The sequence below is a fragment of the Actomonas spartinae genome (genome assembly GCF_051209155.1).
Taxonomy (GTDB): domain Bacteria; phylum Verrucomicrobiota; class Verrucomicrobiia; order Opitutales; family Opitutaceae; genus Actomonas.
This window is the reverse complement of the sequence record NZ_JBPJGB010000002.1, coordinates 1,232,024-1,253,663: the sequence shown is the minus strand read 5'-3', so window position 1 is coordinate 1,253,663 and position 21,640 is coordinate 1,232,024. Positions and strand designations below refer to the sequence as shown.

Below are 21,640 nucleotides of genomic sequence, written 5' to 3'. Positions count from 1 at the left end.
TCAGGTCAGCTCCGCTGACCTGAGCGGCTGAGCTTAAACGATGGGCATTGCTCAAGAGTATGAAACCCCAGACACCGCTCGAAAGCGGGAATCTTGGTGGCCTCACATCATTGGAGTAATGGCGGCAATTGTTTCAGTCTGGTGGTGGGCTCGCGCAGACGGACGATCACCAGAACAAGACGTCGAGTGGACCCAGCTTATTCACACAGCATATTCTCATCCTGAGATCATCCGCAGAGTCGGTTCCGTGGAAAGTGTCAGCTTCGGGAAGGATCGCGAAAATGGGAAGATAGTCCGGACGATGAGAAGATGGAGATATGAGATTCCGGAGACTTGGCAGCGAGAGACGATTGACGGGCAGGTTATCGGTATCGCCGGACTTTGGATCATGGGTTCCAAGGACAGCGGAAAGTTCGACATCCACTATTCATATTCATCCGATACGGATGAGTTTAGCGTTATTGAAGTTGATGATAGTTTCTTCACTTACCCACCACTGAATTTCGATGAATAAGTCCATCCAACCGCCCGAGCCAACGGTTGACAGCGCTCCGCGCTGTGACTCGCGACTCAGCTAAATCGTAACTGTTTTTTTGATACGACGGCGAAAACGAAGCTCAATCGCCGTCCGCGCGCGTCTCCTCGATCAGCGCCAGGTCATAGATGCGCATGCCGTGCACCTCGACGGTTGGCGGCAGCAGCAACAGCTCCCGTGTCACCGGCATCGCTCGCAGAAACCGGCTGGTGTGCAGGTGGTCGTCCACGAGCACCACGAAACGAATCCCCCGTTTCCGCAAGGCGCGCACCGCCTCCTCCAACCCGATCTCCGCCGGGTCGGTCAGCGCGCTGACTTCCGGGCTGAAGATCGAGACCGGGTTCCCGCCCCGCTGCCCAAGCCGAACGAAATGATCGGGGTTGACCACCACCGTGGCCTCCGGCTCCGCCACCCGCGCCAACTCCCCCCAGATCGGACTACCTGCCGTCTGACCCACCACTGATCGGATCGTGCTCCAAGTGGTCCAGGTGTAAGGCCACGGCGCCTCATCCGGGGTCCAAGCAAAATTCCATGAGCGGCGAGCCGCATCGACGCTCAGCGGCAGCAGGGCAACCCCCATCACGCAACACGCCCGGCCCGACAGCCGGGTAACCCACCAACCGGACGCCACCGCCAACAAAGGCAACGCCGGCCCCAGCACGCGCAGCGCATAAATCGCGCCGCCCGCCGTGCTGGGCACCGCCGCCAAAAACAACCCCGTCGCCACCAACACCAGCACCAGCAGGACGCGCGCTTCAATCCGCCGCAGCATCAGCCCGGGCAAGCCAAGCAGGAGCAACACCCCCGCCCCGATCGCCGCGCCGCGCAGGAGGGTCTCCCGCAACAAGGGATTGGCATACGTGAAGGTCTCCCGCACCGCCTCCAGGTAGATGCCATGCACCGGATTGGTCGCCAACCAGCCGCCCAAATCGTGCGGGAAGAGCGGGTTGCCGGTGAGCCAGGCATTGCGCGCCAGCCACGGCAGCACGACGACCATCGCCGCGCCCAACGCTCCGACGAAGTGCCCCCGGGGAACCCGTCCCCAAACCATTCCGACCGCGAGCACCGGCAGCAGCACCAGATTGTAATCTCGGCCCAGGGCGCCGAAGCCCACCGCGAGCCCCAGCCAGATCGCCGTCGCCCGGTCGGGCTTGGCACGGTATTCGATGAACAGCGCCGCCGCACTCAGCCACGCGATGCCGCTGAACCCCGTCTCCTGCTGCATCCCGATTGACCACCAGAACAGGGTCGAGGTCGCCAGCACCGCCACAGCCATCCGCCCGCCATGGTCTCCCCACAGTCGGCACGCGAGATGCCACACCAATCCGAGCGTGAGGAGCAGCTCCACCAACAAGCGCGCGGCGATCAGGGCACCGTTGGTCGATCCCGTTCCCCAGTAGATCCACAGGTTCACCAACGGCACCAACGGTGGAATTCCGTCCGCCCACGGATAGAACCGGAAATCCATCGCACTCGTCGGCGGGTAGTGCGCCAGCGGTCCTTGCTCCAACCACAACAGCGCCGGGTGATTCCACCGAAAAATCGTGTCGAAGCCCGACAAGGGTTCGACGACCGCATGCAACAAGGTCGACACGACGGCCGCGATCACCGGCAGCATCCACCACGCCTCGCGGAGGACGGTCTGCCAGCGCAGGTCAATCCGCCATCCCGCCGGCGTTTCCCTCCGCACCCACACCAGCGCCCCCGCCAACCCGACGCCCCCCACCAAGAACAGTGTCTGCACCGGCAGGCCCGTGACATCAATCAGCAGCGCGGCCGCAAACAACAACAGGCACGATCCGATGAACGCCGTCACCCACGGCAAGGGCGACCGTAGTCGCAACGCCAAGAGGTGACCGGGTAGAAACAGACCCACCACGCACACCGGCAGGATCAGTAACCAAGCCCAGAACGAACTGGTGGGGTCAGGGACGGGCAGCATTCCGGAATCGGAAATTGGACACCGCGGCCGGGAAAGCAACAGGTGGGTGGCGGCACCTCCGCCGGGACGACGACGCCCTGGTTCCACTTAGTCGGAGGGCTCTCCCACCACGAAACTCACGGATTCACCCAGATTGGTTGGAAGGTCTCAGCAGCACCAACCCGTGGGCATCCGTGCCATCCGTGGCGCCATTGCTCCACCAAAGAAACGAGACTCGGCCGAAACGACCTGCCGGTCACGCCGTGATCTCCATTTTCGCGCTTACCGCGCCGCCAGCTCCAAGAGCAGGTTCGGGATGCGATCGAACTCCACGTAGAGGTAGCGACCGAGCAGCATGCCGAAGCCGGCGAAGAGCAGAAGCCCGCCCATGATCTTCATCGGAAAACTGAGGATGAAGACGTTCATCTTCGGCACCGCCTTGCTGAGAATGGAAAAGGCCAAGGTGACCAAAAAGTTGAACGCGATGAACGGCGCCGCCATGCGCAGGCCGAGTTCAATCACGTGGGCCGTGCCTTCCAACATGGTCTCCGGTGACATCGGGCCGAGCATGCCTGCGCCCGCCGGCATGAGGTCAAAGGTGCGGGCGAACGCCGCCATCACCTGATGGTGCGCGTCGAAGCCGAAAAACAAGAGCCCCGCCAAAAACATCAATGCCGCCGCCAGCGGTTCCTGGTCGGGTCGCGGTGCTTCGAATCCCGGTTGGCCGCCCAGGCCGATTTCGGTCGTGATCACGCGTCCGGCCATCTCCACCGCGGCGAAGACGAAGCGCCCCACCCAGCCGAGCGCGATACCCAGAAAAATCTCCCCGGCGCACGCCAGAATGAGCGGCCCCCAACCCGCCACGGCCGAGGCATCCACCGGCACCAGCGGTGACAGGAGCGTCGCGAGGCACAGGGCAAAGGCGACCTTCACGGTCGGCGGCAAGGGCTTGTTGCCCACGGTCGGAATCATCGCGAGCAGCCCGCCCGCCCGCAGCCCGATCATCACCCATGCCAATGCCGACGCGACGGTCATGACAATCGCAAGTAGCGCAAGCTACGTCGTGACGCCGCCCATGCGGGTGATCATCTCGGTGGCAAACTCGGTCACGCTGCGGATGGCCCACGGCGCCATCGCAATGGCGGCGCCGGCGAAGACGAGCAGCTTCGGCACGAAGGACAGCGTCTGTTCCTGAATACTCGTGACCGACTGCAGCACGCTGATGATGAGACCCACCGTGAGCAGGATGAGGAGAAACGGCGCGCAAAGATACACGGCAAAGGTGATCACCTCTTTGAGCAGGTCGATGGCGGCTTCGGGAGTCATGATGCTAGGATGCTGGGGACTGGTGGCTGGGAAACGGATGGCGCGCGGAGCGCGCCTAGGTCGCGAAACTTTGGACGAGGCTTTGCACGACGAGGTGCCAGCCGTCGACGAGGACGAAGAGCAGGAGTTTGAAGGGCAGCGAAACGATGGCCGGCGGCATCATCATCATGCCGAGCGACATGAGCACCGACGACACCAGCACGTCGATTATGAGGAAGGGCAGGAACACGAGGAACCCCATCTGAAAGGCGGTCTGCAGCTCGCTCACGATGAAGGCCGGAATCACCACCCGCATGGGCAGTTCATCGACCCGCGTCGGCGGGAAGCGCCCCAGCTGGAGGAAAAACTCCAGGTCGCGGGTGCGCGTTTGCTTGAGCATGAACTCGCGCATCGGGATCGACGCGCGCTCGATCGCTTCACTGGAGGAAATCTCGCGGTTCAAGTAGGGCTCCAGCGCCGTGTCGTAGGTGCGTTCGAGCACCGGGCCCATGATGAAAAAGGTCAGAAAGAGGGCCAGGCCGATGACGATCTGGTTCGACGGCGCGCTCGGCACCCCGATGGCCGTGCGCACGAAACCCAGCACGATCACCATGCGGGTGAAACTGGTCATCAACATGATGAGGGACGGCGCCAGCGTGAGCACCGTCATGAGCAGCACGAGCTGCACGGTGACACTCACGTTGCCCGCCCCACCCTCGCCTTCCAAGCCGATGTTGAGCGACATGCCCTGATTGCCGCCGCTGGCCGCCGCATCGGGGGCATCGGCGGCGGCGCGCTGACCGGCGGTCGGTTCCTCAAAGGTCACCGTCGGCGGTTCGTTGGCCGCGGGTTGGGCCTGCTGGGCAAAGACACCGCAAGGCAACCAGGCCAACAACAGCACCAGGAGCAGGTAGGGCGCGACCGCCGGGCGCGCCGGAGAGGCAACGTGCGGCGCGCCCAGCGGTCGCGCCCTACCTTGCGTGCTCATGCCGAGCCCTCCGGGGGCGGCACGATGGCCGCGCTGGTGGGCAGGTCGTCGAGGTCGGCGAGCGTGTTGATCTGGCCGGGTGAGACCCCGAGCAGAAAGCGACGGCCGTCGCACGAAGCGACGACGAGAAACTGGCGGTTGCCGAGCGACCTGGACTCCTCGATGTCGATGAGTTTCTTGCCGCCCGAAAGTTTGCCGAGACGGTTGCGTTGCAACCACACCCACACTCCGGCTCCCACCAGCACGACGCCGGCCAGGAGCCAGCCGGTTGAAATTTGGTCCGCCGGCGCGGCGGCACCGCCCAGAACCCGAGAGTCTCCATCAATCGGATACAGGACGGTGTCGCCGCCGCGCTCGGCAGCAGGGGAACTGGCAGGCTCCCCGAAAGTTTGGTCGGATGCCGCCTCCTCCGCGGTCGCGGGGGCGGTCTCCGGATCAGCGGCCAAGGCCGGCTGCACCAGCTCCAATCCAGTGCAGCCGGCTACCACTAGCAGCCAGCGGGTGACGCTGGTAAAGCGACGAAAAACTGGAGAAAGAACGCGCACGCTCAGGAAGCGGAGGGCTTGGAACCGACGAGCTCGGTGATCTTGATGCCGAAGCTTTCCTCGACGACGACGACCTCGCCGTAGGCGATGAGTTTGTCGTTCACGTAGAGGCCGACCGGGTCGGTCGCGTGCTGGTTGAGCTGAATCACGGCGCCCGGCGCGAGGTCGAGCACCTCCCGCATGGGCAGCTGGCAGTGGCCGAGCTGCACCGTGACTTTCACTTTCACGTCCAACACGAGATCGAACGTCTTGTCATCCATTGTTCCAGGCATGGGATCAGGGCTCCTCAGAAGGTAGGTTTTTGGTAATGGTCACGGCCACGCGGTCGTTTTCGAGGCCGACCTGACCGATAAACTTGTTGGTGCCGTTGAGGGAAACCCGGGTCTCCTCGGTGATGGCGGTGGGGAGTTGCAGCAGGTCGCCCGGGCGCAGGGCCATGAGTTCGCGCAATGAGGTCTCGAAGGCCGGCCACTCCGCCTGCACCGGCATGGTGATGTGCTCGCACAGCGGCGACATGGCGTCGGGAATGTGGACGGTGACCGGGGCGGTATCCTTGGCGCGGCGCGCCTGGATGGACTTCACCATCGGCTCGATCATGTAGTAGGGGACGCCGATGGTGATCTGCTCGGAGCAGTCGCCGAAGGCCGCCTCCATGGTGAGGAGCAGCACGATCGCGTCGCGCGGTGAGGTCTGCAGGAAGCGGCCGTTGGTCTCGTGACCGATGAGGTGCGGGTGCATCTCCTTGTCCCACTTCCACTGGTGGCACCATTGGTCCAGGATCTCCTTGATGACGTCCTCAAGCAGGGAGATTTCGATCTCGGTGAGGTAGCGTTCGGCCTTCACCGAGTGACCGCGGCCGCCGAGCAGCCGGTCGACCACGGTGAGGGCCAGACGGGTATTGAAATCCAGCACGCCGACACCGGTGAGCGGGTCGACCTTGAAGAGACAGAGGTGGGTCGGGTTGGGCAGCGACTCGCAGAACTTGGTGTAGGTGAGCGTCGTGAGCTTCGCCATCTTGAGCGAAAACTCCATGCGCAGCACCAGCGAGAGTCGGGCCTGTAGGTAGCGGATGAACTCCTCGTGGATGAGGCGCAGACGACGCAGCTCGACCTCGGTGAGAAAGACCGGGTTGCGGAAGTCGTAGTCCTCCACCTTCGGCAGAGACGTCCCTTTGATCCGGGTGCCATCGGCCCGCAGCATGATCTGCTCCTCAACGACCTCGGAGGAGTTGAGCAGCTTGTCGATCTCACTCTGGTCGAGGATGTCGAAGGGGTTGTCGGCCTCTCCGCCATCGCCGGCCAGGATGTTCTCTTCGTCGTCTGCCATGGAGATGCTGCGAAGTTGAGGGGTTGCGGGTGAAAGGACGCGAAGACGGCCTTACTGGATCACGAAGTCCGAGAAATAGACCTGCTCGGCGAGCGCCTTGCCGAGCGCCTGGTTGTAGGAGTTCACCAGGCGTTCGCGCAGGAGGTTCTTGGCGCCGGCTTCCTCGAGTTCGACGAGGGAGAGCGAGGACAGCACGCTGAGCGTGACATCGGTGAGCTGGACCTTGCGGGCGTCGAAGGCGGAGCGCAGGCCATTGTCGCGGCCGGTGACCACAAACGAGCACTTGAGGTAGCGGGTGCCCATGGTGCCGGCGAGGTTCACGACCATGTTCTCAAAGGCGTAGGACTTGGCGTCGCCCTTGGCTTCGCCTTCCTCGTCGTGACCGCCGCCGTGGCCGCCGCCTTCTTCACCGTGGCCTTCCTCGGCTTCCGCGACGTGTTCCTCGCCGTGCGCCGCGTCGGGGTTGAGCTCGGCCTTGAGGGCCGGGATGAGCACAAACTTGGCGACGCCAAAGGTGATGGCGGGCGCGAGCACGAGCGCCAGCACCAGCGAGATGAACGGCATCTTGTCGCCCTTCGCCGCGGCGGCGGGGGCGGCTGCTTCGGGTGTATCGGCCATGGGAATACAGCGGGGGTTGGAGGCGGATCAGGGATTACCGCTTCAGATTGACGATGTCCTCGAGCACGGTGTCGGAAACGGTGACGAGGCGGGAAGAAGCCTGGAAGGAGCGTTGCGCCGTGATCATGTTGGCGAACTCCTCGGTGAGATCCACGTTGGAGAGCTCGAGGGTGCCGGCCTGGATGGAACCGAGACCGCCCTCGCCCGGGCCGTTGGTGGTGCCGTCCATCGGGTCGTTGCCGACGATGCCGGCGGCGTCGAAGCCGGAGAAGAGATTGTCGCCCTCCTTCTGCAGGGCGCTCGGGTCGTTGTAGTTCTGGAGCAACACGCGGTTGGTGATCACCGAAGTGCCGTCGGAATAGAACTCCTGGATGTTGCCGAGCTTATCGATGGCGAAGGACTTGAGGGTCTCACCGGCGGGCGGGTTGGCGCCGATGAGGACGTCGCCGAGCGTGCCGGGAGCCGCCAGCGAGGTGCCGCCGGTGAGGCCCTGCACCCGGAAGCCCTGCGCGGTCACGAGGTAGCCCTGGTCATCGGTGCGGAAATTGCCGGCGCGGGTGGCGAACTGGTCGCCATTGACCGGATTCTCGACGATGAAGAAACCGGCGCCGGAAATGCCGAGGTCAGTGCCGCTGCCGGTGGTGGTGAGCGCGCCCTGGGTGAAGCGGGAGCTGATCGACGCGACCTTCACACCCGTGCCCACTTGAACGGCCGCGGTGTTGGAGGACGTGCCCGACGAGGGCGAGGAGCCCTGCAGGGTGTTGGAAAAGCTGTCGGCGAAGGAGGCGGTCGAGGCCTTGTAGCCGGTGGTGTTCACGTTGGCGATGTTGTTGCCAATGACCTCGAGGCCCTTGGTGAAGCTGCGCATGGCGGAAACGCCGGAGGTGAGAGTGCCGATAAGAGACATGGTCGGTGGTGGTTAAGCGGTGGGAAGGATGAGTTGAGTGGTGGTGGTTTTAGAGAGTGTCATTGGCGCCAGGGGCACCGGGGGTGGTGATGCGGCGCACCATGGAGAGGTCGTAGCTCTGGCCGTTCACGACGATGGTGGCGCCGTCCTCGGTGGAGGAATCGACGGCTTCGACCGTGCCGGTGATGAAGGACTCGCCGTCATCGATGGTGACCTCGCGGCCGATGAGGTTGCCGGCGGTGGTCATCTGCTGGTCGGCCCGCAGCATGGCGAAGTCATTGGTGAGCGAGTTCATCTGCTCGAGGGAGCTGAACTGCGCCATCTGCGCGATGAAGGCGGTGTCCTCCATCGGCTTCATGGGGTCCTGCTTGGTCATCTGCACGGTGAGCAGCTTGAGAAAGTCTTCCTGGCCGAGCACCTGCTTCGGCGCGCGGGTCGGTCCGGTATCCGCAGGGCTCATCCCGGCGGCCGGCAGGTAGGTGGTGGAATTGACGGAGGGCATGGCGACGGAAGTTGAGGGTTTAGGCGGCGCGGGGCTTGGTCTGGCGTTGGGCGGCGAAGAACGCGGCGATGGCCTCGTCCTCATCGCGGGCGGCGTGCTCGTCGCGTTGACGGCGGTTGGACTGGTCACCCCCCGGACGGTCCTGCGGATCGTTGAGGTTGACGAAAGTCGGCTGCTCGATGCGGAGCTGCGCGTTGTCACGACCGAAGAGCTGGGCGAGGCCCGGCCAGTCGCGCAGGAAGACGTTCTGCATCTCGGTCGAGACGTTTTGAAACTCACAGGAGACGCGACCGCCACGGCAGGAGACCCGGACGCGGAGGTCGGCGGCACCGTCCATCGGCAGGCTCACTTCGAGGCGGGCCGGAGCGAGGCGATCGGCGCGGGCGGTGAGTTGCGCGAGCTTCTCCGCCCACTCTGCCGGAATGCTGGACGACGCCGTCGTGGCGGGGGCAGCAGCCGCCGTGGTTTCGACGGTGGCGAACGGTGTGGTCAGCAGAGTAGGCATGATGCCGTCGGGTTTTGCATCTTTGATGCCAACTGATTCCGACTCAGGTTTAACCCGTTGCTTATAAGCATTTAATAATATTTTTTTCCATCCGGCCTGCTGCTGGGGCAAGGCCACGGCGGGGGCATCGTCGACCAGCCCGGCAACATCTGCCGTGCGCGGCATGGCGGAGTCGGAGTCAGCCTCGGCATCGGCATCACGGTCCGCATTGAGGCCCGCCCCGGTCGGAGCCGAAACGGCCTGAGCGGAGACGGCGCCGGTCGCGTTGATCGGAGCGGCGGAAGTCGGGACCGGGGTGGCCGGTGCGGCGACGGAGGCGGAGCTCGACGTCGCGGAGACCGCGGTCTGCTGAGCGACCACCGGCTGCGGCGCCGCCGGGCTTTGCGCCGGGGCGGTGGTAGACGGGGTGGCTGCGGCCCTGTTGGCAGCCTGCTGAACCGGCAGGGAGGTTCGCACCGCGGTGGACGGGGATGGCGTGGCGTCGGAACCGGGGTCAACGACCCCGGCTACAGCAGACTGCTGAAGTGGAGTGAACGGCGCGGACTGTTGGGCTGTTGGCGGCGGTGCTGAGACCGGCGTGGTGGTTACGGTTGAAGTCGTCGTGGCGGGACCGGAGTCAACGAGGTCGGCAGCAACAGATCCCTCGGTAGCCGTGGGCAGCACGGGGTGCCGGGCTGGTGCCGGCCTCGGAGAGGCCGCGGTGGTCGTGGTGGTCGACGGCGAGGCAACGTGACCGGTTTCAACGACCTCCACACCAGCGGAGTGCTGGATGGTCGCCGGCCTCGGTGAGACTGCGCTTGCGGTGGTCGATGGCGAGGCATCGCGACCGGGGTCAACGACCCCGGCACCAGCAGGTTGCTTGACTGGGGCCGGCCTCACGGAGGCCGGCTTGGCGATGGAAGTGGACGGCGACGCAGTGACAACGCGTCCAGAGGCAGCGTCCCCGGTTTCATCGGGTTCAGCGGTGGTCAACGGTGCAACGTCACCAGCGTTGGCGTTCGCGACCACCGTCGGAACCGGAGCAGCGGGTAAAGCGACGGTCGTTTGCTGCGGACGGGACACCATCTGGGCGGGCTCCTCGCCCTTGGTGCTCGGCATCTCCGTCGGCTCGTCCGATTCAGCCGGCACGGTGAGCTCGGTGACGAGCACCGGGGTCTCGCTCTCGACCGGCAGGGGCAACTCGCCCGACACCAGCGGCAGCGGCCGGGTGTCGGTCGCCTTGGGCGGACGCGGCGACCAGGGGGCCGATTGCTCGAGCTGAGGCGCCGCCATGACGTCGCCTTCGCCAGCGGTGCCCGCGGCGGGCGAGCCGTTCAGGATGGCGGCGACGACCGCCTGAGTGTCCGCCGAAACCGGCGTGGTCTGCAACGGCACCAGGCCTTCGAAGACCAGGCCTGCGGGCACCGGGCCGAAACCGGCGAGCATCGCCGCGTCGCCGCGCGTTCCGTTGAAGAGGACCTTACCGTTGGCGGCGGCGCTGGCATCGGCCGTCGGCATGGGACCGAACGGCAGCAAGGAGGGAGTGGACGACGAATTCATTCATGGCTTGGCCCATCTTGGGCAAATCGCGGGTGCCGTCCGTGGCTCCCAGGGGGAAAGGTTGTGGAGGGAAAGGGAGTCTAGCCTTTGACGGGGTCGCGCGGCAGGAGGCGCAGGCGTTCGGACCAGAGGCCGGCGCGTTGCACCATTTCGGGATCGGCGGCGGCGTTCTTGGAAATCTCGTCGAGCAGCGGGCGCACGTTGTCGGGCTTCCAGACGGCCAGAATCTTGATGATCGTGTCGTCGGAGAGCTCGCGAATGAGCGGAATCGCGGCCTTCGGTTTCATGTCGGCGTAAGTCGCGGCGAGGGAGCGGATGTTCTTCATCTCCGACTCCTTGAGCTGACCGACGTGTTTGGTGAGTTGGTCGCGCAGCGCGTCGATCTCGGCGCGCGCCTGCTTAAGCTCTTCCATGGCCGCGGTCATACGGGCTTCCCGAGCGACGAGATCGGCTTCGCGATCGGCGAGGTTCTTGAGCTTCGCCTCGAGTTCATCGGAGAGCTTGTCGATCTCGACCGTCCAAAAGTCCCACGGTTTCTTGGGAATGATCACGGCCTCCACCTTGTCGTGCTGGGCGGCCGCCGCCTCACGGATGTAGGGCGCGGCCCCCTTCACAAACACGAAGAGGCCGACGCTCGGTCCAATGCCGGCGCCGATCAGGATCGTGAGAGCGGGGAAGAGTTTTTTCATTTGGAACGGGGGGAGGAATCGGGGGAGAACCGGGGTCGGCGACCCCGGCTACAGCTGGGTCAGGAATAGAACCCGCCGGCGCGGGCGTGCAGGGCGGAGGCGCGCTCATCGAGGGCGGCCTGTTCTTCGCGCACGTTTTCGAGGCGGTGGCGCTCGCGGGCGCGTTTTTCGAGGGATTCGACGGCCTTGAGCGAGGCGCGCGCGTCGCGCCAATCGGCGCGGGCGGATTCGAGGGCTTCGTTGGCTTCGGCCACGCCGCGCTCACCTTCGATGATGGCGTTGGCGGCGATGCCGTAGGCGTGGAGGAAGGCGGCCTGGTCGGCCGGCTTGAAATGGTTCTCGCGGGCACGGCGCACGATGCCTTCGAGCTCATCGGCTTCGCGGCGAAGTTCGGCGAGGTGCTCCTCGGCATCGACGTAGGCTTGCACGGCAACCGCGAGGGCTTCGCGGGCTTTGGCTTCTTTCCACACGCGGACGGTGGACACGGCTTTGAGGGGAAAGCTGAAACGCTTCATCACAGGATCTCCTTGAGTTGAGTGAAGGACGCGTCGCGCTCGGTGTGCTCGTGAACGCCTTGGCGCAGGAATTTCACGATGCCGGGTTGACGTTGCACGGCCGCGTCGAGGCCGGGATTGGCACCTTTCTGATAGGCGCCAACCGTGATCAGATCTTCGTTCTTGCGATAAACCGCGAGGTGCTCGCGGGCCTTGGAAACGGCGTCGCGATCCTCCGGTGCACAGACGTCGCCGACGAGGCGGCTGACGCTTTCCAGCACATCAATGGCGGGGAAATGGTTGGCGTGGGCGAGCGCCCGCGAGAGCACGACGTGACCGTCGAGGATGCCGCGCACGGCGTCGGCCACGGGCTCGTTCATGTCGTCACCTTCGACGAGCACGGTGTAGAGCGCGGTGATGGCACCACGCTCCCCTGCCCCGCTGCGCTCCAGCAGGCGCGGCAACATGGCGAAAACGGAGGGTGTGTAACCGCGGGTGGCCGGCGGCTCGCCGATGGCCAGGCCGATCTCGCGCTGCGCCATGGCGAAGCGGGTGACGGAGTCCATGAGCAGCAAAACATTCTTACCCTCGTCGCGCAATTGCTCGGCGATGGCGGTGGCGGTGAACGCGGCGCGCAGACGCAGCGGCGCCGGGGTGTCGGAGGTGGCGACCACGACGACGGAACGGGCCAGGCCGGCTTCGCCGAGATCCTTTTCGATGAACTCGCGCACTTCACGACCACGTTCACCGACGAGCGCGATGACCACGGCATCGGCCTCGCAATTGCGGGCGATCATGCCGAGCAGGGTCGACTTGCCGACGCCGGAACCGGCGAAGATGCCCACGCGCTGACCTTTGCCCATGGGCGTGAACGTATCCAAAGCACGGACACCGGTGACGAACGGCGACTTGATGCGCTGGCGGCGCAGCGGGTGCGGCACGTTGGCCGCGGCGGCGTCACCGCGCATGGTGGGAATGGCACCGAGGCCATCGAATGGTTTGCCGAGCGCATCGACCACGCGGCCGAGCAGACCGGGACCGGGCTTGGGCAACGGCGGACGATCGCAGGCGGTGACTTCACAGCCGGCGTGGAGTCCGCTGGTCTCGCCGAGCGGCATGAGCAGCACGCGCTCGCCGCGGAACCCGACGACCTCGGCCGTCACACTGAAGTCGCCGCGATCGGAGGAGAGGCGGCAAAGTTCGCCGAGGCCGACGTTGGGACCGTCGGACTCAATCACCAGGCCCGTGACGCCCGTGACCCGGCCGACGCGGCGTGATACGGGCGCGTGCTTCACTTGCGTGCGCAGCGCGTCGACGAACACACGGAGATCGGCGGTCTTGTTGAGCGTGGCGGACATGGGAGGCGGAAAGAAAAAGAAACTCAGCCGTTGGCGCTGGTGAGTTCGTGGGCGAGGTTATCGAGTTTGGCGTCGAGACGGGCGTCGGTGACACCGAAGCGGCTGTGCACCACGCAGTCGCCGGGGCGCAGGTGGCTGTCGCGGGTGAGGCGCAGGTCCGGGTAGCGGCGCATCCAGTCGGGGTTGAGTTGGTCGAGCTGGTCGGCGTCGTGCGAGCTGAGGCGCAGCTCGAGGCCGTTGGTCTCGGGATAGAGTTGCTCGAGCGTGTCGAGGCAGATGGCGCTCACCTGCTCGGCGTCGGGTTCGAAATTGTTGAGCAGGCGGCGGGTGGCCTCGAGCACGAGCTCGGGCAGCGCCTCGCGCACCTGTTGCACGAGCGCGGGTTCGAGGTCGCGCACGGCATTGAAGAGACCGTCCTGCAGCTCCTGCAGATCGGAGCGCATCTCGACCATTTGCGAGTCAGCGAAGCGGCGGGCGGCGTCCTGGCCGGCCTGATACGCCTCGGTGCGCGCCTTCTCCATGTCCTCATGCGATACCGGCGGCAGCTGCCCTTTGATGCGGGCGCCGCGCAGCGGTCGGTCGAAGCGGATGAGGGTGGAGGTGGACATGGTGGGAGCTGGGGGCTGGTCGCTGGGAGCTGGGATTTAGGATTTGGTGATTGGGATTTGCTGCCGCAGGCGGGTTAGGCGACGACGGCGGCGTCGGCGCCGTCGGTGGCGATGGCGCCTTCTTCCTCGAGGCGGCGGACGATCTGGATGATGCCGTCCTGGGCGGTCTCGACGTCTTTGACGCGGACCGGGCCGAGCATATCGATCTCGTCCTTGAGGGACTCGGCGGCGCGCTTGGAGATGGCGCCGTAGATCTTTTCGCGGAGGGACTCGGGGGCGGATTTCATCGCCACCGCGAGGCTGGACGACTCGACCTCGCGCAGGACGCGCTGCAGGTCGGACGGCGTGAGGCGGCTGAGGTCGTCGAAGCTGAAGAGCTTGCGGCGGATCGCCGAGCCGAGGGCCGGGTTGCGCTCCTCGAGGCGGCCCAGAAGGTTTTTCGAGGTTTCCTTTTCGAGGCCGTTGAGGAGGTCGGCGACGGCGCGCACGCCACCGCTGTTGTGGTAACTGGGCTGGGTCTTCTTGTCGAAGTGCTTGCCGATGTTGCGGACAATCTTGGTGACGAGCTCGACGGAGGTGCTCTCGATGATGCCGAGACGCTCGAGGACTTCTTCGCGTTGCTCGGGCCCGAAAAGACTGAAGACCTCGGAGGACTTGCTGCCGGGCAGGTAGGAGAGGATGAAGGAAACGGTCTGCGGCTGCTCGCTCTTGATGAGGTTGAAGATCTGGCGGGCGTCCATCTCGCCGAGGTCGTTGACCATGTCGACGGTGGTGCCGGTGGGCGCGAGACCGACCCGGCCGAGGATGGCGTTGGCCTTGTAGTCGCCATGCGAGCGGGTGAGCGTTTCGCGGGCGTATTCGAGGCCACCGCGGGTGGCGATGACGCTCTTGCTGACAACGGTGGAAAACTCTTCGGAGACCTGGGCGCGCACCTCGTCGGAGACCATGGTGAACTGGTTCATCTCGCGGCAGAGCGCCTCGATCTCCACCTCGTCGAACTCGCGCAGGACCTCGGCGGCGGCTTCCGGTCCAATGACGATGAGGAAGAGCGCGAGCTTCTGCTGTTTGTTGAGTTTGCTGTAATCGATGTCGGCCATGGGGGACAAAAGTCAGGGGTCAGTTCTTCGAGGAGGAACCGGCCCAGTCACGGAGGGCGGTCGAGACGTTGGCGGGCTTTTGGCGGATGAGTTCGGTGAGGATCTCGGGGGTGAGCACGCCGGGTTTGCTGGCGTTGGCCTTGGCCTCCTCGGCGAAGCGCAGGACTTCGAGCGGCACGGGCTCGGGGCGGGCCTTCTTGAGCTGGCGCCAGAAGATCATCATGAGGAAGAACGCGAGGGCGAAGCCGCCGATGCGCATGCCGAGATCGATGAGCGGCTGGAGGCGGGTGACCTGCTCCATGCGGCTGACCTCCTCGACGATGGGCGAGGCGGCGAAAGGCATTTCGGTGAGGGTCACGAGCTCGTCGAGGTTCTGGCCCTCCTCGGCGCGCAGGCCGAGGGCGTTGACCACGATGCGGCGCAGTTCGTTGATCTGTTCCTCGGTGCGGGTGACCGGGGCGCCGTCGGCGTCGGGTGCGAGCGGCGCGACAAACACGGCGGCGGTGAGGCGCTTCACCGTGCCCGGCGTGCGGGTGATGTTGGTGAGCACGCGGTTGATTTCGTAGGCCGTGGTGCGGGTGGTGCGCGACTGCTCGTTGACGGAGGTGGGGCCGCCGCCGTTGTTTTGGGCGCCCCCGGCGTCGGGGGTGTTGGCGGTGATGCCGACGACGTTGCCGCCGGCGCGGGCCTCCTGGGAATTGTTGGTGTCCTCGGTGACGGTCTGGGAGCGCACGACCTGGGCCTCGGGATCGTAGCGTTCCTCGGTGAGGGTCGCGGCCTCGGTGTCGATGTCGGCCGAAACGCGCACGACCACGTTGCCCTCGCCTACGACCGGCTTGAGCATGCTTTCGACCTTCTTGGCGAAGTAGTCCTCGACCTGCTGGCGATAGCGGATCTGCGAGGAGGCGTTGGCGAGCATGGGATCCTCCTCGAGTTCGGAGGAAAGCACGCGGCCCTTTTGGTCGATGACGGCCACCTCGTCCGGCTCCAGGCCCTGGACGGAGTTGGCGACGAGGTGGCGGACGGAATTGACGGCTTCGGTGTCGAGGCGGTTGGTCGAAACCTCCAGGAAGACCGAGGCGCTGGGTCGGATGCCTTGCTCGGTGAGCAGCAGGCGGTTTTCCGGCTGCACGATCATGACGCGGGCGGACCGCACGCCGTCGAGCTGGGCGATGGTGCGGGCGAGTTCGCCCTGCAGGGCCCGCAGGTAATTGGTGCGCTGAATGAAGTCGGAGAGGCCGAACTGGTTCTTGTCGAAGATCTCGAAGCCGACGCCCTCGCCGGAAGGCAGGCCGCGCGAAGCGAGGTCCATGCGCAGGCGGTGCACATGCTCGGAGGGCACGTAGACGGCGGAACCGCCGTTGGACACCTCGTAGGGAATGCCCTGTCCTTGCAGACTGGATACAATGGAAGCCGCGTCCTTTTCACTGAGGCGGCCGAAGAGCAGTTGGTAATCGGGGCGGTTGGACCAGACGGTGAGCGCGGTAAGCCCGCCGATCACCGCGACCGCGGCGACCACAATCGAGACGCGTTGGTTGACGCCGAGTTCTTTCCAAAGGCCGAGGAGTGAGTTGAGAAAGGACTTCATCGATTGGAGCGATGGGGAGTGAAATCAGGCAAAGTGAGTCGAGCGGTGAAGGGAGTGGGCGTGGCGGGCATCAGACCGGCATGCGCATGAGTTCCTGGTAGCCCTCGACGAGTTTGTTGCGGGTTTCGACCATGAGGGAGAGGGACACGGAGGCTTCCTGCATCGCGATGACGCTCTGGTGAATCTGGTCGGAGCGACCGAGCATCACGTCGCGGGCGACGGCGGCGGATTCGAGCTGCTTGGACTCGACCGCGTCGATGAGCTTGCCGAAGGAGGCGGCGGTATCGTCGCCGGGGATGCTCGCCGGAGCCGACGGCCGCAGCCCGGGGGCCGGCGGCGTGTCGATGCGGGTGAGGGTCGGCTGGCGGGTTTGGAAACCGCCGGCGATGGATCCGAGTGAGCTGATGAGCGACATGGTGGAAAGGACTTAAGGCGGTGGCGGTTAGCGGCCGATCTGCAGGGCCTTCATTGCCATTTGCTTGGCGTTGCGGACGACGGAGAGGTTGGCCTCGTAGGCGCGGGAGGCGGTGATGAGGTCGACCATTTCGTAGGCGAGGTTGACGTTGGGCATGGTGACCATGCCGTCGGCGTCGGCGTCCGGGTGCTGCGGGTCGTTGACCTGCTGGCCCGGGGTCGGGTCACGGTTGATGCCCGCGATCTTGATCCCGGCAAGAGAGCCGCCGAGGGAGCTCTTCATCATCTCAGTCTCAAAGGAAACCACCTGGCGCTGGTAGGCGCGGCCGTCGGGACCGCGGGTGGTGTGGGCGTTGGCGATGTTCTGCGCGACGATGTCGAGGCGGGTGCGTTGGGCGTTGAGGGCGCTGGCGGAAACGTCGACTCCGGAGATCAGGTTCATGGTGCTGAGGGCTTAAAGGGCTGCGGTGGGGCGCGTGATCAGCCGCGGCCGGTGATGGCGAATTTGAGGGCCTTAAAATTGCCGCTCACGTAGTCGGTGAGGAATTCGTAGGCCACGGTGTTGCGGTTCATCTCCAGGACCTCCTTCTCGACCTCGACCGTGTTGCCGTCGGAACGCATCGTGCGGGCGTTCTCGTCGACCTCGAGACTCATGCGGATGTTGCGCAGCGCGCTCGGACTGGCACCTTGAGAGAGGCGACTCTCGAGTTCGCGGGCGAAGTCAGGATTCAGGTCGATCCGTTTGAAGCCCGGGGTTTCCGCATTGGCGATGTTGGTGGCGATCGCTTCCTGTCGCATGACGGACGCGTCGAGAAGCTTGGCGGCCAGGGCGAAATTGGTGGATTGCGATACGGGACTGATCATGGCGTCGCCCGAGATTGCATGCCTGATGCCAACGCAAAGATGTGCGACGTTAGTTGCCCATTACCATTTACTTAAAAAATTCTCAAATATCCCAAGCCCTCAACTGCACCCTCGCCGCCTCCCTCCTCCGCTGCCCGGCGGCAAGATTTTCCCGTCTCTCCCTGCACGAACCGCCAAGACCTCCGTCGCCAGCAGCACCAACACCAAATTGTCACCCAATGGGTGACAATTTCTGAGCGCCCCTCCCCGCCACCGGTTCCAACTGCAGGTCGCCGCGGCCCCCACCAGACCCGGAGAGGCTCACCCAGGAGGCGACGTTACCGAGTCCGCCTGCGCCCGCTTCGCCCCCGCCGCCAGGCCCCCACTTTCTAGCTATTTTGGGCCATGTCTCGTTTCCCCCTTCAGTCCGCCCCGCACGCGCCGAATTAGCCTCTGATCAAGTATGCTCGATACTGATTACGAATTCATCCGCGATTTGGTGTATCGCCACAGCCGCATCAACCTGGGACCCGACAAGAAGGCCCTCGTTTCCGCGCGCCTGGGCAAGCGCCTGCGGGCGACCAAAATCGCCACCATCACCGACTACTGCCGCTTTCTGCAGGGCCAGTCGGACAACGATGAGTTGTCGCATCTCATCGACGTCATCTCGACCAACCACACCTTCTTCTTCCGCGAACCGGCCCATTTCGACTTCCTGCGCGACCGCGCCTGGCCCGAGCTGCGGGAACGCGCCCGCCAGGCCAACTGGCCACACCTCTCCATCTGGAGCGCCGCCAGTTCCTCCGGCGAGGAGCCCTACTCTCTCGCCATCACCCTCGCCGAACTCGAGGCCCGCGACAAATGGGGCTGGCGCATGGAGGCGACCGATATTTCCCACCGCATTCTCGCGCGGGCCCGACAGGGCATCTACGACGCCAACGTCGTGGACCGCATCGAGCGCCCGCTCGTGGCCCGCTACTTCCTCCGCGGCTTCGGCCCCCAGGACGGCAAATACTGCATCAAGTCCACCCTGCAGAAACGCATCACCTTCCGGCAACTCAACCTCCTCGACAGCAAGGTGCCCTACGCGGAGCCCTTCCACGTCATCTTTTGCCGCAATGTGATGATCTATTTCGACCGCCCCACTCAGGAGGAACTCATCAACCGGCTCACCAACCTGCTCGTGCCCGGCGGCTATCTCATGGTCGGACACTCCGAGAGCCTCACCGCCATCAACCACAAACTGAAGGCCGTCGCGCCCGCGACTTATCGCAAACCCGATTGATCGCCCCGCTCCGTCCCTCCCCGCGCGCCCACTCCGCCCCCTCCTCTGTTTCTCATGTCTGATCGTCCCATTCGCGTCCTCATTGTCGATGACTCCGCCGTCGTGCGCCGCGTGGTCCAGGATGTCCTGTCCAAGGAAGCCGACATCGAGGTCGTCGGCACCGCCGTCGATCCCTACTTCGCCCGCGACAAGATCCTCGAGACCAAGCCCGACGTCATCACCCTTGACCTCGAAATGCCGCGCATGGACGGCCTCACCTTTCTGCGCATCATCATGCAGCAGCGCCCGCTGCCGGTGGTGATCATGAGTTCCCTCACCCAGACCGGTTCGCATCACGCCCTCGAAGCCCTGCGCCTGGGCGCCGTCGAGGTTCTCGGCAAACCCAACGGTTCCTACTCGATCGGCGATCTCGGCCCGCAACTCGTGCAAAAAATCCGCGCCGCCGCCGCCTCGCGCCCGCGTCCCGCCGCCGACATTCACGACACGCCCGCTCCCGCCGGTGCCACCCACAGCACGCCCCCCATCCCCCGGCCGGCTCCCGCGCCCGCCGCGGTTGCGCCCACGCCCAAGCCGCCTCGCACCGTCGTCGCCCCGCCGCTCCAGGTGGTGCCCGCTCTGCGCAAACACCACCCCAAGCGCCTCGTCCTCCTCGGCGCGTCCACCGGCGGCACCGAAGCGCTGCGCGACGTGCTCACCCAGTTGCCCGCCGACATCCCGCCGATGGCGATCGTGCAACACATCCCGCCCACCTTTTCCAAAGCTTTCGCCGATCGCCTCAACGCCACCTGCAAGTTCGAGGTGCGCGAGGCCCGCGACGGCGACGTGCTCACGCCTGGCCTCGCCCTCGTCGCGCCCGGCAACTACCACCTCACCCTCCGCTGGAACGGCGCGCGCTACGTCGCCCGCATCGTCTCCGGCCCCATGGTCTGGCACCAACGCCCGGCTGTCGACGTGCTGTTCAAATCCATCGCCGACACCGTCGGTCCCTACGCCGTGGGCGGCATCCTCACCGGCATGGGCAAGGACGGCGCCGAAGGCCTGCACATTCTCCGCCAACACGGCGCCCGCACCTTCTCCCAGGACGAGGCCTCCTGCGTCGTCTACGGCATGCCCCGCGCGGCCTGGGAAATGGGCGGTTCCGAAGCCCAGGTCAGCCTCGGCCAGATCCCCCGCCACCTCCTCAATCTCCTCGACCAACCGGTGCAGCGCCACCTGACCGCCGCCACGGTCTGACCGCTCGCCCGCCGCCCTCTTTTTCGTGCCCGCCACGCTCACCGCCATGCCCGAACCCGCCACCGTCAAGTCTCCCGCCGACCTCAGTCGCTGCGTGCTCGCCGTCGACGACGAGGCCGCCGCGTTGATCGCGCTGCGCGAGACGCTGGAGCGCGAGGGCTACCACGTGGCCACCGCCCAGCACCCCCTGCGCGCCCTTGAGCTCGTGCGCGACCAGCAGTTCGGCATCATCATCTCCGACCACCGCATGCCCGACATGACGGGCCTCGAGTTCCTCGTCGCCTGCAAGGAGATGCAGCCCAACGCCTCCCGGGTCCTCATCACCGCGGTCCTCTCGCTACCCACCGTCGTCGCCGCCATCAACCGCGGTGAGATCTTCCGCTTCATCGCCAAACCCTGGCTGCGCGAGGAACTCATCGCCACGGTCGACAACGCCCGCCAGCGCTTCGAACTCATCGAGCAGAACACGCGCCTGCTGGAGGAATCCCAACGCCTCAACACCGAGCTCTCCGTCGCCAACGAGCGCCTCGCCGACCGCGTCAAGGCTCTCGACACCGCCAACCGCAGTCTCGACGACGCCAACAAGGATCTCGCCGAACGCTACGAGCACTCCCTCGAGCTCTGCAGCCGCATCCTCGCGACCTACGACCCCTTCCTCGGCAGCCGCACCCGCGCCCTCGTCGACCTCGTGCAACTCATGGTGCAGACCGAGCACTTCGAGGATGAGGAAAAGGACGTGCTGCGCACCTCCGCCTGGCTCTGCGACCTCGGCCTCATCGGCGTATCCCGTGAGGTGATACGCGCCTTCCGCCAGCACCCCGAACGACTCTCCGAACGCGAACGCGACATCATCTCCCACCACCCGGTCTACAGCCAGACCCTGGCCTCCTTCGTCGACGCCCGGCCAATGGTTGGCGAGATCATCCGCGCCCACCACGAACGCTTTGACGGCAAGGGTTTCCCCGACGGCATCGCCGGCGAACACATCCCCTGGGTGGCCCGCTGCCTCGCCGCCGCCGTATGGTTCGTCGAGACCGGCCTGCCCAAGGCCAAGGCCGCCGAGGCCATCCTCGCCGAGAGCGGCCGCGCCCTCGACCCCGAGGCCGTGCGCCTCGTGCTCAAGGTCACCGAGAGCTTCCAACTCCCGCGCGTCGTGCGCGAGGTCCTGCTTTCCGAACTCCAACCCGGCATGGTGCTCGCCAGCGGACTCTACAGCCCCCACGGCATGCTCCTCGTGAGCGAAGGCCAGGCGCTCAGCGAAGCCATGATCACCAAGCTGCGGAACCACCACAACGTGAACCCCATCAGCCAGCGTCTGCTGGTTTACAACTGAGTTATTC

Annotated in this window: 24 protein-coding genes; 4 read left to right on the top strand and 20 right to left on the bottom strand. The window is 65.3% G+C overall.

Annotated features, from left to right (window positions below; genetic code table 11):
• The first annotated feature begins 40 nt into the window (after positions 1-40).
• Complete coding sequence (locus AC0MRV_RS12865) at positions 41-514, top strand: hypothetical protein (protein ID WP_472764884.1); 474 nt, start codon at positions 41-43, stop codon at positions 512-514.
• A 103-nt stretch (positions 515-617) separates the two neighbouring features.
• Here the strand turns inward: AC0MRV_RS12865 and AC0MRV_RS12860 are convergent, their stop codons facing one another.
• The 20 genes from AC0MRV_RS12860 to flgB form a co-directional block, all read right to left on the bottom strand.
• Positions 618-2,477, bottom strand: a complete 1,860-nt coding sequence (locus tag AC0MRV_RS12860; RefSeq protein WP_472764883.1) for an ArnT family glycosyltransferase — start codon at positions 2,475-2,477, stop codon at positions 618-620.
• Between the two features lie 261 nt (positions 2,478-2,738).
• Positions 2,739-3,491: a flagellar biosynthetic protein FliR gene (locus tag AC0MRV_RS12855; protein ID WP_472764882.1), complete on the bottom strand. Its 753-nt coding sequence runs from the start codon at positions 3,489-3,491 to the stop codon at positions 2,739-2,741.
• Positions 3,492-3,512: 21 nt separating this feature from the next.
• A complete protein-coding gene (locus tag AC0MRV_RS12850; protein WP_472764881.1) occupies positions 3,513-3,782 on the bottom strand; it encodes a flagellar biosynthetic protein FliQ in 270 nt (89 codons plus the stop codon).
• Between the two features lie 55 nt (positions 3,783-3,837).
• The gene (gene fliP / locus AC0MRV_RS12845; RefSeq protein ID WP_472764880.1) at positions 3,838-4,749 is read right to left on the bottom strand and encodes a flagellar type III secretion system pore protein FliP; all 912 of its coding nucleotides are present in this window, start codon (positions 4,747-4,749) and stop codon (positions 3,838-3,840) included.
• A complete protein-coding gene (locus AC0MRV_RS12840) occupies positions 4,746-5,294 on the bottom strand; it encodes a FliO/MopB family protein (protein WP_472764879.1) in 549 nt (182 codons plus the stop codon). The genes fliP and AC0MRV_RS12840 overlap by 4 nt, the downstream gene beginning before the upstream one ends.
• A 2-nt stretch (positions 5,295-5,296) precedes the next feature.
• Positions 5,297-5,554: a flagellar motor switch protein FliN gene (gene fliN, locus AC0MRV_RS12835; protein ID WP_472764878.1), complete on the bottom strand. Its 258-nt coding sequence runs from the start codon at positions 5,552-5,554 to the stop codon at positions 5,297-5,299.
• Between the two features lie 16 nt (positions 5,555-5,570).
• Entirely contained in the window at positions 5,571-6,620 is a 1,050-nt protein-coding gene (locus AC0MRV_RS12830) for a flagellar motor switch protein FliM (protein ID WP_472764877.1), read from the bottom strand.
• 51 nt (positions 6,621-6,671) lie between these two features.
• Positions 6,672-7,238, bottom strand: a complete 567-nt coding sequence (locus AC0MRV_RS12825; RefSeq protein ID WP_472764876.1) for a flagellar basal body-associated FliL family protein — start codon at positions 7,236-7,238, stop codon at positions 6,672-6,674.
• Between the two features lie 34 nt (positions 7,239-7,272).
• Positions 7,273-8,145: a flagellar hook-basal body protein gene (locus AC0MRV_RS12820; RefSeq protein ID WP_472764875.1), complete on the bottom strand. Its 873-nt coding sequence runs from the start codon at positions 8,143-8,145 to the stop codon at positions 7,273-7,275.
• Between the two features lie 49 nt (positions 8,146-8,194).
• On the bottom strand, positions 8,195-8,647 hold the full coding sequence (locus AC0MRV_RS12815) for a flagellar hook capping FlgD N-terminal domain-containing protein (protein WP_472764874.1): 453 nt from the start codon (positions 8,645-8,647) through the stop codon (positions 8,195-8,197).
• 19 nt (positions 8,648-8,666) lie between these two features.
• A complete protein-coding gene (locus AC0MRV_RS12810; protein ID WP_472764873.1) occupies positions 8,667-10,649 on the bottom strand; it encodes a DNA polymerase III subunit gamma/tau domain-containing protein in 1,983 nt (660 codons plus the stop codon).
• Positions 10,650-10,771: 122 nt separating this feature from the next.
• Positions 10,772-11,380, bottom strand: a complete 609-nt coding sequence (locus AC0MRV_RS12805) for a MotE family protein (protein ID WP_472764872.1) — start codon at positions 11,378-11,380, stop codon at positions 10,772-10,774.
• 59 nt (positions 11,381-11,439) lie between these two features.
• Positions 11,440-11,895: a flagellar export protein FliJ gene (gene fliJ, locus AC0MRV_RS12800; protein ID WP_472764871.1), complete on the bottom strand. Its 456-nt coding sequence runs from the start codon at positions 11,893-11,895 to the stop codon at positions 11,440-11,442.
• Positions 11,895-13,232, bottom strand: a complete 1,338-nt coding sequence (locus tag AC0MRV_RS12795; RefSeq protein WP_472764870.1) for a FliI/YscN family ATPase — start codon at positions 13,230-13,232, stop codon at positions 11,895-11,897. Before AC0MRV_RS12795 ends, fliJ begins: the two co-directional genes overlap by 1 nt.
• A 23-nt stretch (positions 13,233-13,255) precedes the next feature.
• Positions 13,256-13,840 (bottom strand): FliH/SctL family protein, encoded by a 585-nt coding sequence (locus AC0MRV_RS12790; RefSeq protein ID WP_472764869.1) that lies wholly within the window; start codon positions 13,838-13,840, stop codon positions 13,256-13,258.
• A gap of 74 nt (positions 13,841-13,914) precedes the next feature.
• Positions 13,915-14,937, bottom strand: coding sequence for a flagellar motor switch protein FliG (gene fliG / locus AC0MRV_RS12785; RefSeq protein ID WP_472764868.1), 1,023 nt, complete (start codon positions 14,935-14,937; stop codon positions 13,915-13,917).
• Between the two features lie 19 nt (positions 14,938-14,956).
• Entirely contained in the window at positions 14,957-16,525 is a 1,569-nt protein-coding gene (gene fliF, locus AC0MRV_RS12780) for a flagellar basal-body MS-ring/collar protein FliF (protein WP_472764867.1), read from the bottom strand.
• Between the two features lie 70 nt (positions 16,526-16,595).
• Positions 16,596-16,940, bottom strand: coding sequence for a flagellar hook-basal body complex protein FliE (fliE, locus tag AC0MRV_RS12775; protein WP_472764866.1), 345 nt, complete (start codon positions 16,938-16,940; stop codon positions 16,596-16,598).
• 27 nt (positions 16,941-16,967) lie between these two features.
• Positions 16,968-17,381: a flagellar basal body rod protein FlgC gene (gene flgC / locus AC0MRV_RS12770; RefSeq protein ID WP_472764865.1), complete on the bottom strand. Its 414-nt coding sequence runs from the start codon at positions 17,379-17,381 to the stop codon at positions 16,968-16,970.
• 38 nt (positions 17,382-17,419) lie between these two features.
• Entirely contained in the window at positions 17,420-17,803 is a 384-nt protein-coding gene (flgB, locus tag AC0MRV_RS12765; protein ID WP_472764864.1) for a flagellar basal body rod protein FlgB, read from the bottom strand.
• 442 nt (positions 17,804-18,245) lie between these two features.
• Here flgB and AC0MRV_RS12760 point away from each other — a divergent pair, with 442 nt between their 5' ends.
• The 3 genes from AC0MRV_RS12760 to AC0MRV_RS12750 are packed head-to-tail and all read left to right on the top strand — an operon-like array spanning position 18,246 to position 21,633.
• A complete protein-coding gene (locus tag AC0MRV_RS12760) occupies positions 18,246-19,067 on the top strand; it encodes a CheR family methyltransferase (RefSeq protein WP_472764863.1) in 822 nt (273 codons plus the stop codon).
• Between the two features lie 54 nt (positions 19,068-19,121).
• Positions 19,122-20,300 carry a protein-glutamate methylesterase/protein-glutamine glutaminase gene (locus AC0MRV_RS12755; protein ID WP_472764862.1) on the top strand — a complete coding sequence of 393 codons (1,179 nt, stop codon included), beginning with the start codon at positions 19,122-19,124 and terminating at the stop codon, positions 20,298-20,300.
• A gap of 25 nt (positions 20,301-20,325) precedes the next feature.
• On the top strand, positions 20,326-21,633 hold the full coding sequence (locus tag AC0MRV_RS12750; RefSeq protein WP_472764861.1) for an HD domain-containing phosphohydrolase: 1,308 nt from the start codon (positions 20,326-20,328) through the stop codon (positions 21,631-21,633).
• Positions 21,634-21,640: the final 7 nt, after the last annotated feature.